The organism is Actinokineospora sp. NPDC004072 (genome assembly GCF_053604195.1).
In genome coordinates, this window is record NZ_JBSGHB010000010.1 from 235,619 (window position 1) to 248,665 (window position 13,047).

Genomic DNA, 13,047 nt, shown 5'->3' on the forward strand with positions numbered 1-13,047 from the left:
GCTGCCGGGCGTGGAGTTTCGTGTGGCGACCAGTGATGACATCCCCGCCCTCGTCGCGTTGGTGGAGTCTGCTTACCGGGGGGAGGCGAGCCGGGGTGGGTGGACTACTGAGGCTGATTTGCTGGAGGGGCAGCGGACCGATCCGGAGGAGATGGCGGCGTTGATCGCGGCGCCGGGGAGCGTGGTGCTGATGGCGTTGCGCGACGGGGAGTTGGTCGCGTGCTGCCATCTGTCGGAGGTGGACGGCTACTTCGGGATGTTCGCCGTCGCGCCCGGGGTGCAGGGTGGGGGTGTGGGGCGGGCGGTGCTGGCCGAGGCCGAGCGGCGGTTGCGGGCGCGGGGCGTGGGCGAGGTGCGGATGAAGGTTGTCAAGCAGCGCAGCGAGCTGATCGGCTGGTACGTCCGGCGCGGGTACGCGCTGACCGGGGAGGAGACGCCCTTCCCCTACGGCGACGAGCGCTTCGGCATCCCCCTGCGGGACGACCTGGGGTTCGTGACGCTCGTCAAGGCCCTTGACGCAAGATCGGGTCAAGCGGTGGGCTGAGCCGCGTGGAATACCGTCAGGCGCGGTTCGCGGTGCCTCCCGGGGCGACCGAGATGATCCTGGTCCGGCACGGGGAGTCCGCGCCCGCGGTCCCCGGCGTGCCCTTCGACCTGCTCGACGGGCAGGGCGACCCGCCGCTGGCCCCCGACGGCGTGGCGCAGGCCGGGTGCGTGGCCTCGCGGCTGGTGGACGCGGGCATCGACGCGGTCTACGTGACCACCCTGCGCCGCACCGCCGAGACGGCCGCCCCGCTGCTCGGCAAGCTCGGTCTGACCGCGCGGGTCGAGCCCGACCTGCGCGAGGTGCACCTCGGCGAGTGGGAGGGCGGCGAGTTCCGCATCCGGGTCGCCGTGGGTGATCCGATCGTCCTGCGGATGGCCGCCGAGCAGCGCTGGGACGTCATCCCCGGGGCCGAGCCGGACGCCGCCTTCACCGCCCGCGTGCGCGCGGGCGTCCAGCGCCTGCACGCCGACAACCCCGGCCGCAGGATCGCGGTGTTCACCCACAGCGGCGTGATCGGCTGCGTGCTGTCCCTGGCGACCGGCGCATCCCGGCTGGCCTTCGCCCGCTCCGACAACGGCTCGATCACCCGCGTCGTGGTGGACGGGCCGCTGTGGCACGTGCGGTCGTTCAACGACACCGCGCACCTGGCCCCGGACCTGGTCGGCGCGTGATACTGGCGAGTAGGGTCGGCGCATGCGCCACGTCTCCGCCACCCGGGTGATCAACGCCGCGCCCGCGGCGATCTTCGACCTGCTCGCCGACCCGGCCAAGCACCCGCTGATCGACGGCTCCGGCACGGTCCTGGCCGCCACCGGGACCCCGGGCAGGCGGCTGCGCCTCGGCGACCGGTTCGGCATGGACATGCGGATGGGCCTGCCCTACAAGATCCGCAACACGGTCGTCGAGTTCGAGGAGGACCGGCTCATCGCCTGGCGGCACTTCTTCGGCCACCGCTGGCGCTGGCAGCTCGCCGACCTCGGCGACGGCCGCACCGAGGTCACCGAGACCTTCGACTGGTCGACCGCGCGCGCCGGGCGGCTGCTGGAACTCGTCGGGTTCCCCGCCAAGAACCTCGCCAGCATCCGCGCCACCCTCCAGCGCCTCGACGCGATGTTCCCCGCGCCCGCCTGAGCGCTCGTCCGGCGAGGTGCGCGCGGCGGTGCCACCATCGATCAATGACCGCCGAACCCGATCCCCCCACTCGCAGGTACCAGGCCAGACCCGAACCCGCGGCCTACGACCCGGCCTACCCGCCGCAGGAAGAGGTCGTGCAGGAGCGGACCGAGGACAGCTACGCCCGGCGGGTGCGCGCCGTGCGCGTGGCCACCTCGGTCATCACGTTCCTGACCGGGCTGTTCGCGGTGGTGCTGGCCATCCACATCATCCTCGTGCTCGCCGAAGCCAACCCGGACAACGGTTTCGCCTCGTTCATCGGCGGCTTCGCCGGTGCGGTGTCCTTGGGCTTCGACGGGCTGTTCACGCCCGACTCGGAGAAGGCCGCGGTGCTGTTCAACCACGGCGCCGCCGCCCTCGTCTGGCTGCTGATCGGGGCCGCGCTGGCGTACCTGGTGCGCAGGTTCGCCATGCCCGGCCCCAACCGCACGGTCAGCTACCGGCGGACGGTGCGATGACCGCGAAGGTGTCCGGCGGCAGCTCGTCGGACACCCCCGGCGCGGCCAGCAGCACCTCCCCGGCCACCGCCGCGGGCGCCTTGCCCAGGTTGGCCAGCACCCGCAGCGGTCCGCGGTGCAGGGTCACCAGCCCGTCGACGACCTCCACGGCGAAGCGGTCCAGCCGCGGGTCGCTCAGCTCGGGATGGGCCTTGCGCAGGGCGATCAGCGCCTTGTACGTGTCGTAGACCGCGCGGTGGTCGGGGTCGGCCAGCTCGCCCCAGTGCAAAGTGGACCGCAGCACCGTCGCGGGGTCCATGGGGTCGGGGATGTCGCCCGCGCCCCAGCCGTGCGCGGCGAACTCCCGGCGGCGGCCGGTGCGCACCGCGTCGGCCAGCTCCGGGTCGGGGAAGGACGCGAAGAACTGCCACGGCGTGGTCGCCGCCCACTCCTCGCCCATGAACAGCATCGGCGTGTACGGCGAGCACAGCAGCAGCGCCGCCCCGCACAGCATCCGCGCCGGGGAGATCGTCGCGGTCATCCGGTCGCCGACGGCGCGGTTGCCGATCTGGTCGTGGTTCTGCAGGCACACCACGAACCGGTGGCCCGGCGTGGTGGCCAGATCCAGCGGCCGCCCGTGCGTGCGCTCCCGGAACGACGACCACGTGCCCGCGTGGAAGAAGACGTTCTCCAGCGTCTGCTGCAGCGCGCCGTCGAAGTCGGCGTAGTAGCCGGTGGTCTCGCCGGTCAGCGCGACGTGCAGGGCGTGGTGGACGTCGTCGCACCACTGCGCGTGCAGGCCGAAGCCGCCCGCCGCGCGCGGGCGGGTGTGCTTGGGGTCGTTGAGGTCGGACTCGGCGATCAGGAACAGCGGCCTGCCCAGCGCGGCGGCCAGCGCGTCGGTCTCGGCGGCCAGCTCCTCCAGCAGGTGGGTCGCGCGCTCGTCGTGCAGGGCGTGCACGGCGTCCAGCCGCAGGCCGTCCACGTGGAACTCGCGGAACCAGGTCAGCGCGTTGTCGATGACGTAGCGGCGCACCTCGTCGGAGAAGGGTCCGTCGAGGTTGAGCGACGGTCCCCAGATCGTCTCGCCCTTGAAGTACGGCCCGAACCGGTCGAGGTAGGCCCCCGACGGGCCGAGGTGGTTGTAGACCACGTCCAGCACCACGCCGAGCCCGCGGGCGTGGCAGGCGTCGACGAACCGCTTGAAGGCGTCCGGGCCGCCGTAGGGCTGGTGCACCGCGCCCCACAGCACGCCGTCGTAGCCCCAGCCCGCGTCGCCGTCGAAGGCGTTGACCGGCAGCACCTCCACCAGGTCCACGCCCAGGTCGACCAGGTGGTCCAGGTGCTCGATGGCCTGGTTGAACGTGCCCTCCTCGGTGAACGTGCCGATGTGCAGCTCGTAGATCACCGACCCGGGCAGGGCGCGGCCGCGCCAGCCGCCGTCGGTCCACGGGAACGCGCGGTGCTCGTAGCGCCGCGACGGGCCGTGCACGCCCTCGGGCTGCCACTGCGAACGCGGGTCCGGCAGGGGCGTGTCGTCGTCGTCGAGCTGGAAGGCGTAGTCGGTGCCCGCACCGCACCCGGGCACGACCGCCCGCCACCAGCCGCCGCCCGCCTTGGCCATCTCGTGGCTGGTCTCGCCGATCGCCAGCCGCACCCGCTCGGCCGCGGGCGCCCACACGGTGAACTCCTCGGCGTCCATCACTCCCCCACCAGCAGGGCGACCGGGTACGGGCCGAGCGCGCCGGTGAACGGGCGGCCGGTGAGCGCGTCGGTCCACCGGCCCGCCAGCTCCAGCCGCAGCTCGCCGGGCGCGGACAGCGGGAGCCGGGTCGCGGCGGCCACCAGCCCGTTGCGCTCGAAGGCGACGATGTGGTCGTCGGCGGGCACCGGCCGGTAGCCGACGAACAGCTCCGGGTGCTCCCGCCGCAGCCGCAGCACCGTGCGCACCACGTGCAGCTTCGCCGCGCCGGATGCGTCGACCGGCGGCAGCCAGCCGTCCTTGAGCCGGGCCAGCAGCCGGGCGCGCTCGGCGTAGTCCACCGGCCTGCGGTTGTCCGGGTCCACCAGGGACAGGTCCCACAGCTCGGTGCCCTGGTAGACGTCCGGGACGCCGGGACCGGCCAGCTGCAGCAGCTTCTGCCCCAGCGCGTTCGACCAGCCCGCGGGCGTGATCCGGTCCACCAGGGCCTGGACCTTGGCCACCAGCGCGGCATCGCCGAGCACCTGCTCGGGCCAGGCCCGCACGGCGTCCTCGAACTCGGGGTCCGGGTCGGTCCAGCTGGTGGCGACCTTGGCCTCGCGGGCGGCCTTGAGCAGGTAGTCGGCCAGCCGCTCGGCGCTGATCGGCCACGCGCCCACCAGCGTCTGCCAGGCCAGCAGGTTCAGCGACGGCTCGGGCAGCCCGTGCGTGCGCGTCCACGCCCGCACCGCCGACGCCCACTCCTGCGGGATCTCCGAGAGCACCGCCAGCCGCGCGCGCACGTCCTCGGACCGCTTGGTGTCGTGGGTGGACAGCGTCGTCATCGCGGCGGGGTGGCGTTCCTCGCGGCGGGCCTGGGCGGCGTGGAACTCCGCGACCGGGACGCCGAAGCGCTCGGGCGCGCCGCCGACCTCGGTCAGCGCGGCGAAGCGGGTGTAGCGGTAGAAGGCGGTGTCCTCGGTGCCCTTGGCCACGACCATGCCCGAGGTCTGCTGCACCCGCGCGGCCAGCTCGCCGGTCGGCTCGGCCCGGACCAGCTTGTCCAGCGCCGCCAGGTCGCCTGCCAGCTCGGGGTTGGCGTCCACGGCGGCGGCCACCGCCGCGGCCCAGTGGTCGGCCCCCTCGGGCAGGTACGAGCGGTAGACCGGGAAGTGCACCAGCAGCTCGGCCACCGCGCGCCGGTCCACCCCGGGCGCGCACGCGGCGATCCGGCGCACCTCGGCGGCCAGCGAGGTCGAGGTGATCAGCCGCCGCGCCGCCATGCGCACCGCCGCGAAGTCGGTCTCCACGCCCAGGCCCAGGGCCAGCGCGGTGATCGGGGTCTCCCCGGCCGGGTCGACGAACACCCCGCACACCTCGCGCAGCGCGTCGTAGCCGGTGGTGCCCGCGACCGGCCAGGGCGGCAGCTCCTCGCCCGCCTCCAGGATCTTCTCCAGCACGATCCAGCAGCCCGCCCGCTCGGCCAGCCGCGCGGCGTACCCGCCGGGGTCGGTCAGCCCGTCCGGGTGGTCCACCCGCAGCCCGGCCACCTCGCCCGCGGCCACCCACCGCAGCACCTCCGCGTGCGTGGCCTCGAAGACGACGGGGTCCTCCACCCGCACCGCGGCCAGGGTGGTGATGTCGAAGAAGCGCCGGTAGTTCAGCTCGGCCGAGGCCCGCCGCCAGTCCACGACCCGGTAGTGCTGGCGCGCGTGCACCTCGGCGGCGGTCCCGCCCTCGGTTCCGGGGGCGATGGGGAAGGCGTGCTCGTGGTAGCGCAGCTTGCCGTCTTCGACGGTCAGCTCGTCGTCCGCCGAGCCGAGCACGGGGATCAGCACGGGGAAGGACTCGATGTCGAAGTACCGCGCGTACGGCGAGTCGGGGCCGTGGGTGAGCACGTCCCACCACCACGGGTTGGCCTCGGGCGCCTCGACGGACATGTGGTTGGGCACGATGTCGACCACCAGCGAGAGCCCCGCGGCCCGCAGCGCGGCCACCAGCGCCTTGCGGCCCGCCTCGCCGCCCAGCTCGGGGTTGGCCCGGGTCGGGTCCACCACGTCGTAGCCGTGCGTGGAGCCGGGCGCGGCGGCCAGGATCGGCGAGGTGTAGAGCGCGCCGACACCGAGGTCGGCCAGGTAGTCGGCCAGCGCGGCGGCCTCGGCGAAGCCGAACCCGGGCCGCACCTGCACGCGGTACGTCGACGTCGGCGGGGTCACGACCGGGGTCACGCCTTCACCCGCCGCAGCACGATCAGCGAGCGCGGCGGCAGGGTGAGCGTGCCCCCGCCCGCGTAGCGGTCGGGGTCGGCGGGGGAGACCTCGCCGGTGGCGGTGTCCACCACGACCTCCCATTCCGCGCCGTACTCCCCGTCCGGCACGGTCGCCTCGATGTCCTCGTGGTGGGCGTTGAAGCACAGCAGGAACGAGTCGTCGGTGACCCGCTCGCCGCGCTGGTCGACGTCGGGGATGCCGTCGCCGTTGAGGAAGGTCACGATGCAGCGGCCGAAGCCGGACTCCCAGTCCTCATCGGTCATCTCCTGCCCCGACGGGGTGAACCAGGCGATGTCGCGCAGCTCGTCGCCGCGGCGGATCGGCCGCCCGGCGAAGAACCTGCGGCGGCGGAAGACCGGGTGCGCGTGCCGCAGCGCGATCACCCCGCTGGTGAACTCCAGCAGGTCGGCGTTCTCCTCGGCCAGCGACCAGTCGACCCAGGAGATCTCGTTGTCCTGGCAGTAGGCGTTGTTGTTGCCGTCCTGGGTGCGGCCGATCTCGTCGCCGTGCAGCAGCATCGGCACGCCCTGCGACAGCGCCATCGTGGCGATCAGGTTGCGCCGCTGCCGCGCCCGCAGGTCGTTGATCTTCTCGTCGTCGGTCGGGCCCTCGGCCCCGCAGTTCCACGACCGGTTGTCCGAGTGCCCGTCGCGGTTGCCCTCGCCGTTGGCCTCGTTGTGCTTGTCGTTGTAGGACACCAGGTCGTTGAGGGTGAAGCCGTCGTGCGCGGTGACGAAGTTGATCGAGGCGAACGGGCGGCGGCCGTCGTCCTGGTAGAGGTCGGACGAGCCGGTGATGCGCGAGGCGAACTCCCCCAGCGTGGCGGGCTCGCCGCGCCAGAAGTCGCGCACGGTGTCGCGGTACTGCCCGTTCCACTCCGTCCACAGGGGAGGGAAGTTGCCGACCTGGTAGCCGCCGGGGCCGACGTCCCACGGCTCGGCGATCAGCTTGACCTGGCTGATCACCGGGTCCTGCTGGATGATGTCGAAGAACGCCGAGAGGCGGTCCACGTCGTAGAACTCCCGGGCCAGGGTCGCGGCCAGGTCGAAGCGGAAGCCGTCCACCCGCATCTCGGTGACCCAGTAGCGCAGCGAATCCATGATCAGCTGGAGGGTGTGCGGGTTGCGGGCGTTGAGCGAGTTGCCGGTGCCGGTGTAGTCGGTGTAGTAGCGGGCGTCCTTCTCCAGGCGGTAGTACGCCTGGTTGTCGATGCCCCGCATGGACAGCGTCGGCCCGAGGTGGTTGCCCTCGGCGGTGTGGTTGTAGACCACGTCGAGGATGACCTCGATGTCGGCCTCGTGCAGCGTGCGGACCATCGCCTTGAACTCCTGCACCTGCGCGCCCTGGGCGGTGTTGGCCGCGTACCCGTCGTGCGGGGCGAAGAAGGCGATGGTGTTGTAGCCCCAGTAGTTGCGCAGCCCGCGCTCGACCAGGCGGTGGTCATGCAGGAATTGGTGCACGGGCATCAGCTCGATGGCGGTGACGCCCAGCTTGGTCAGGTGCTCGACCACCGCGGGGTGCGCGAGCCCGGAGTAGGTGCCGCGCAGCTGCTCGGGCACATCCGGGTGGCGCATGGTCAGCCCGCGCACGTGCGCCTCGTAGATCACCGTCTCGTTGTACGGGTGGCGCGGCGGGCGGTCGTTGGCCCAGTCGAAGAACGGGTTGATCACCACGCCCTTCACCGTGTGCGCGGCCGAATCGGCGTCGTTGCGCTGGTCGGGGGCGTCGAACTGGTAGCCGAACACCGACTCGTCCCAGTCGACGGTCCCGGTGACCGCCTTGGCGTAGGGGTCGAGCAGGAGCTTGTTCGGGTTGCAGCGCGTGCCGTTCTCCGGCTCGTGCGGCCCGGTCACCCGGAAGCCGTAGCGCTGCCCGGGCAGCACCCCCGGCAGGTAGCCGTGGTGGACGTAGCCGTCCACCTCCGGCAGCCGCACCCGCTCCTCGCCGCCCTTCTCGTCGATCAAGCACAGATCCACCCTGGTGGCGACCTCGGAGAACAACGCGAAATTGGTGCCTGCGCCGTCGTAGGTGGCGCCAAGCGGATAGGGGGAACCAGGCCAGGGCCGCACCGCGTCTCCTCACACCCGTAGCTGTCTGGGGCCAACCCTAAGGCTGATCAACGCATCGCGCGGGATCACAGCTGGCTGAATCTAGTAACCGACGGCGGCGGCGGGCTGCATCCGCTGCGTGGCGACGGCGCGCCGCCACGGCGGGCGCACCGGGGCGCGGCGGGTGCCGAGCACGGCCGCGGTGGCCAGGCGCTGCGCGCACTCGGCCGCGCTGGGGCGGTGCCGGGCGTCGCGGGCGGTCATCGCGGCCAGCGTCGCCGTCCACACCGGCGGCAGCCACGCGGGCAGCCGCGGCGGGCGGGACAGCCGGGCCACGGCCGCCTCCAGGTCCGAGCCGTCGTACTCCGGGCTGCCGGTCAGGCATTCCAGCAGCACCAGGCCCAGGGAGTAGATGTCGGCCGCGGGGCCCACGTTCTCCCCGCGCAGCTGCTCGGGCGCGAGGTAGGCGGCGGTGCCGATGCAGTGGCCCGCGCTGGTGAGCCGGGCCGAGCCCATCGCCCTGGCGATGCCGAAGTCGGTGAGGAAGCAGGTGCCGTCCCGGTCGAGCAGGACGTTCGCGGGCTTCATGTCCCGGTGCACGACGCCGTGGGCGTGCACGTAGGCCAGCGCGTCGGCGAGACGGGTGCCGAGCCGGGCGACGAACCGCAGGTCCAGCGCGCCCGTCGTGTCCAGGCACCGGCGCAGCGTCGGCCCGTCGACCAGCTGCATGACGAGGTAGGGCCGGTCGTTCTCCGGGGCGGCGTCGTAGACCCGGACCAGCCCCGGATGGCTGAGCCCGGCCAGCAGCCGGGCTTCGAGTGTGGAACGCTCGGTGGCGCTGTGGAACAGCTTCACCGCGACCGCCCGGTTGAGGCGGACGTCGGTGGCCCGGTGGACGTCCGCCATGCCGCCTCGACCGATGATCCCGTCAAGCCGGTAGCGCCCGTCGAGCAATTCGCCCATGACCGCCTCCTCTGCTCCCAACCCCCGAGCTACCACCCGGAGGAGCTAGGCAAACGTCTCCCGAATCGGGTAAGCCCCGCTGGCGCTGCGCATGTGGATACCCGAACGGGGGTACCTGGCTGTGGTCGATAGCAGTCAATCGGGGAGGCACCATGTCATTGGAAGACGACGACATCCGCAGCGGCCACATCGGCGCGGGCGGCCCCGGCACGGCCGACCACGGCGCGACCGGCGTCCCGGGCGGCCATGACGGCGGCGCGGACGGCACCGCGGGCGGCGACGGCGGAGCCGACGGGGGCGCCGACGGCGGTGCGGGCGGCTTCGCCTCCGGCGGCGCGGGCGGCGAGTCCCTGGGCACCGGCGGCGCGGGCCAACCCAGCGGCGTGACCTCCGGCGTCGGCTCAGCGGACCACGGCGCCGCAGGCTCCCCGGGCCGCCACGACGGCGGCGCGGACGGCAGCGCGGGCACGGCTGATCACGGCGCTTCTGGCGTGCCTGGCGGGCATGACGGTGGCGCTGATGGGGGCGCCGATGGTGGTGCGGATTCCGGCGCGGGCGTGGCGGACCATGGCGCGTCGGGTGTCCCGGGTGGCCATGACGGCGGCGCGGACGGCAGCGCGGGAACGGCCGATCACGGCGCTTCTGGCGTGCCGGGTGGGCATGACGGTGGTGCTGATGGCGGTGCGGACTCCGGTGCGGGCGTGGCGGATCATGGCGCGTCGGGTGTCCCGGGTGGCCATGACGGCGGTGCCGACGGCAGCGCGGGGACCGCGGATCACGGCGCTGCGGGTGTGCCTGGTGGGCATGACGGCGGTGCCGATGGTGGTGCGGATTCCGGCGCCGGTGTAGCCGATCACGGTGCCTCCGGCGTGCCGGGTGGCCACGACGGTGGTGCCGACGGCAGCGCGGGCACCGCGGATCACGGCGCTGCGGGTGTGCCGGGTGGGCATGACGGTGGTGCTGATGGTGGTGCCGACTCCGGTGCAGGCGTGGCCGATCACGGGGCCAGCGGGGTGCCGGGTGGGCATGACGGCGGGGCTGACGGCGGTGCCGGGGTGGCCGATCACGGGGCCAGTGGCGTGCCAGGCGGGCACGACGGTGGGGCCGACGGCAGCGCGGGCACCGCTGACCATGGGGCCTCCGGGGTGCCTGGCGGGCACGACGGTGGTGCTGATGGCGGGGCCGACGGGGGTGCCGATCGGGGTGCCGGTGGCATCGCGGATCACGGGGCCGGTGGGTCGCCTGCTGCGCAGGATGGCGGGGCCGACGGGTCGGCCGGTCGGGATGGGTTGGCCGATGGCGGGGCTGACGGTGGGGCCGATGGGGCGGCTGGCGGGACCATGCGGGAAGGCGAGGCGGGACTTGGTGGGTATGGGGCGACCGGTGGTGGGGGGTCGCTGGGCGGTGGTGGCTACAACCCGCGTGCGGAGGGCTGATGTCGGTCGGTCTGGCTGTCGGGCGGGGTGCGCTGGCGCGGTGCGTCGGGGTGCCCGCGGAGGAGTTCGCCGAGCGGGTGTGGGGTCGGGAGCCGCTGCTGAGTACGGGCGTCTCCGACTTCGCCGACCTGCTCACCCTCGACGCCGTTGACGAGCTGCTGTCGCGGCGGGGGCTGCGCACGCCGTTCATCCGCATGGCGCGCAACGGGTCCGTCGTCGGGTCCGGGCAGTTCACCGGGGGCGGCGGGGTCGGCGCGGAGGTCGGGGACCAGGTGCACGACGAGCGCGTCGCGCGGCTGTTCGCCGAGGGGGCGACCGTGGTGCTGCAGGGCTTGCACCGGCTGTGGCCGCCGCTGATCGACTTCGCCGCCGACCTCGGCGCCGAGCTGGGGCACCCCGCCCAGGTCAACGCCTACATCACGCCGCCGTCGTCGCAGGGATTCAGCGCCCACTACGACGTCCACGACGTGTTCGTCCTGCAGGTGGCCGGGCGCAAGCACTGGCTGGTCCACGAGCCGGTGCACCCCGCCCCCCTGCGCACCCAGCCCTGGGACCACCACGCCGAGGCCGTGGCCGCCCGGGCCCGCGAGGAGCCCGCCATCGAGGCCACCCTCGGCCCCGGTGACGCGCTCTACCTGCCGCGCGGCTACCTGCACTCCGCCCGCGCCCTCGGCGAGGTCTCGGCGCACCTGACCATCGGCGTGCACGTGCTGACCCGCTACGCCATCGCCGAGGCGCTGCTCGCCCTGGCAGGCGACGACGCGGACCTGCGCGCCTCGCTGCCGCTGGGCATCGACGCCGCCGACCCCGACCAGCTCGGCGTCGACGCGGTGGTCGACGCGCTGGTCAAGGCCATCCGCGGCGTCGACCAGCGGGACGTGGCCCGGGTGCTGCGCGACCGGGTGTGGTCGGGCTCGCGGCCCGCCCCGCTGGCCCCGCTGGCCCAGGCGGCCGCCGCGACGACCGCCGACGTGGGCACCGCGGTCGAGCTCCGCCGCAACCTGCGGCACCGGTTGACCGTGGCCGACCGGGCGGTGCTGGAGGTCCCCGGCAACCGGCTGGACCTGCCCGCGGAGACCGCGCCCGCCCTGGCCGCGCTGCTCGCAGGCCGCCAGGTGGTCGGCGACCTGCCCGGCCTGCCCGCCCCCGACCAGGTCGTCCTCGTGCGGCGGCTGCTCAGGGAGGGCGTGCTGGTGGTCGCGGGATGACCCGTGAGCGCTGCGCGGAGGGCAGGCTTCGGCGCGGGGACCCGCTGGTGGCCTCCGCGCCGCCGGTGCGCAGGTGGCTGCTGGTCGAGCAGCCCGGCCCGTGGGGGCCGCAGGCGGTCCCCGACTCCGGGCTGCCCGCCGCGGTCAAGGCGGCGCTGGTCGCGCGGGCTGCCGCGCTGGGCGCCCGGCTGCTGCTGATCCGCCGCCCGGGCCGCGCAGGCGTCGGCCCGCGCCGCTGCGGCCTGGCCGACTCGGTGGCCAGGACGCTGCGCTGGACGGCCTTCACCGACCCGCACGCCCTCGTCCACCTCGACCCCGCCGCGGGCGAGCCCGACCCGCTGCCGCTCTACCTCGTCTGCGCGCACGGCGGGCACGACGCCTGCTGCGCCATCCGCGGCCGGCCCGCCGCGGCCGCGCTAGCCGCGGCCCGGCCGGGCCGGGTGTGGGAGTGCTCGCACGTCGGCGGCGACCGGTTCGCGGGCAACGTCGTCGTCCTGCCCGAGGGGCTGTACTACGGCGACGTCACCGCCCTGAACGCGGGCGCGCTGGCCGACACCCACGACAAGGGCTGCGTGGACCTGGACCTGCTGCGCGGCTGCTCGATCCTCGCCGCGCCCGCCCAGGCCGCCCAGCACTTCCTCCGCGAGCGGACCGGGGTCAGGGAACTGGACTCGTTCCCGCCGCTGGGCGTGGAGCGGGTCGGCCACGAGGTGTGGGACGTGCGCTTCCCGGAGGCCACCGCGCGGGTGCGGGCCGTCTTCCACCGCTCGGACACGCCGCTGACCTGCACGGCCGCGGTGCCCGCCGCGATCAGGACCTTCGAGCTGGTCAGCGTGCGCGGCGAGCTTGCCGCCGCGCCATGACGCGGAAGACGACGAAGTGGATGGGGTAGACCGCCCACCAGTAGACGCGGCCTATCCAGCCGTTGGGCTTCAGGACGCCGACCTGCGTGAGCACCCCGTCCTCGATGCGGTAGCCCAGCCACGCCTCGCCGGTGAACCACTGGTCGGTGTGCAGGACGAGGTGCTGGTCGTCCACCAGGCACACCGTCCACCAGTCCACTGTGGAGCCGGTGGTGATCGACGGCGGGCGGTGCAGGCGCAGGTGCTCGCCGAAGGGCCTGCCGATGAGGATGCGCAGCCGCCACAGCCAGGCCAGGCCGTACCAGCGCAGGTCGCCGCCGAGGCCGTCGAGGTCCAGCCGCGCGCCCGCGGTCGGCGCCGCGACCCGCATGGCGTAGCGGCCCGGCCGCTCGAACACGTTCTCCACCCGGCGACGGTAACC

13 protein-coding genes are annotated in these 13,047 nt (G+C 74.0%); 6 read left to right on the forward strand and 7 right to left on the reverse strand.

Translation table 11 applies throughout. The features are described 5' to 3' along the window. Positions 1–10 precede the first annotated feature (10 nt). From ACWEPX_RS17815 to ACWEPX_RS17830, 4 genes are read left to right on the forward strand one after another with little or no spacing between them, the layout of a single operon-like run. The gene (locus ACWEPX_RS17815; RefSeq protein WP_451898272.1) at positions 11–544 is read left to right on the forward strand and encodes a GNAT family N-acetyltransferase; all 534 of its coding nucleotides are present in this window, start codon (positions 11–13) and stop codon (positions 542–544) included. Between the two features lie 53 nt (positions 545–597). After that, a complete protein-coding gene (locus ACWEPX_RS17820; protein WP_451898332.1) occupies positions 598–1,218 on the forward strand; it encodes a histidine phosphatase family protein in 621 nt (206 codons plus the stop codon). 22 nt (positions 1,219–1,240) lie between these two features. Next, positions 1,241–1,678 carry an SRPBCC family protein gene (locus ACWEPX_RS17825; RefSeq protein ID WP_451898273.1) on the forward strand — a complete coding sequence of 146 codons (438 nt, stop codon included), beginning with the start codon at positions 1,241–1,243 and terminating at the stop codon, positions 1,676–1,678. A 44-nt stretch (positions 1,679–1,722) separates the two neighbouring features. Beyond that, positions 1,723–2,178 carry a hypothetical protein gene (locus ACWEPX_RS17830; RefSeq protein WP_451898274.1) on the forward strand — a complete coding sequence of 152 codons (456 nt, stop codon included), beginning with the start codon at positions 1,723–1,725 and terminating at the stop codon, positions 2,176–2,178. Here the strand turns inward: ACWEPX_RS17830 and treZ are convergent. The 6 genes from treZ to ACWEPX_RS17860 form a co-directional block, all read right to left on the reverse strand. Then, positions 2,153–3,859, reverse strand: coding sequence for a malto-oligosyltrehalose trehalohydrolase (gene treZ, locus ACWEPX_RS17835; protein ID WP_451898275.1), 1,707 nt, complete (start codon positions 3,857–3,859; stop codon positions 2,153–2,155). The genes ACWEPX_RS17830 and treZ overlap by 26 nt on opposite strands. Continuing rightward, entirely contained in the window at positions 3,859–6,054 is a 2,196-nt protein-coding gene (treY, locus tag ACWEPX_RS17840) for a malto-oligosyltrehalose synthase (protein ID WP_451898333.1), read from the reverse strand. The genes treZ and treY overlap by 1 nt, the downstream gene beginning before the upstream one ends. Positions 6,055–6,062: 8 nt before the next feature. Beyond that, positions 6,063–8,177 carry a glycogen debranching protein GlgX gene (glgX, locus tag ACWEPX_RS17845; protein ID WP_451898276.1) on the reverse strand — a complete coding sequence of 705 codons (2,115 nt, stop codon included), beginning with the start codon at positions 8,175–8,177 and terminating at the stop codon, positions 6,063–6,065. Positions 8,178–8,258: 81 nt separating this feature from the next. After that, positions 8,259–9,119: a protein kinase domain-containing protein gene (locus ACWEPX_RS17850; RefSeq protein WP_451898277.1), complete on the reverse strand. Its 861-nt coding sequence runs from the start codon at positions 9,117–9,119 to the stop codon at positions 8,259–8,261. 155 nt (positions 9,120–9,274) lie between these two features. Beyond that, positions 9,275–9,493 carry a hypothetical protein gene (locus ACWEPX_RS17855; RefSeq protein ID WP_451898278.1) on the reverse strand — a complete coding sequence of 73 codons (219 nt, stop codon included), beginning with the start codon at positions 9,491–9,493 and terminating at the stop codon, positions 9,275–9,277. A gap of 27 nt (positions 9,494–9,520) precedes the next feature. After that, positions 9,521–10,345: a hypothetical protein gene (locus tag ACWEPX_RS17860; RefSeq protein ID WP_451898279.1), complete on the reverse strand. Its 825-nt coding sequence runs from the start codon at positions 10,343–10,345 to the stop codon at positions 9,521–9,523. Between the two features lie 209 nt (positions 10,346–10,554). Here ACWEPX_RS17860 and ACWEPX_RS17865 point away from each other — a divergent pair, with 209 nt between their 5' ends. Together ACWEPX_RS17865 and ACWEPX_RS17870 are read left to right on the forward strand one after the other, a co-directional pair. Continuing rightward, on the forward strand, positions 10,555–11,763 hold the full coding sequence (locus ACWEPX_RS17865) for a cupin domain-containing protein (RefSeq protein WP_451898280.1): 1,209 nt from the start codon (positions 10,555–10,557) through the stop codon (positions 11,761–11,763). Then, positions 11,760–12,626 (forward strand): sucrase ferredoxin, encoded by an 867-nt coding sequence (locus tag ACWEPX_RS17870; protein WP_451898281.1) that lies wholly within the window; start codon positions 11,760–11,762, stop codon positions 12,624–12,626. Before ACWEPX_RS17865 ends, ACWEPX_RS17870 begins: the two co-directional genes overlap by 4 nt. Here the strand turns inward: ACWEPX_RS17870 and ACWEPX_RS17875 are convergent. Further along, a complete protein-coding gene (locus tag ACWEPX_RS17875) occupies positions 12,592–13,032 on the reverse strand; it encodes a DUF2867 domain-containing protein (RefSeq protein WP_451898282.1) in 441 nt (146 codons plus the stop codon). The genes ACWEPX_RS17870 and ACWEPX_RS17875 overlap by 35 nt on opposite strands. Between the last annotated feature and the right edge of the window lie 15 nt (positions 13,033–13,047).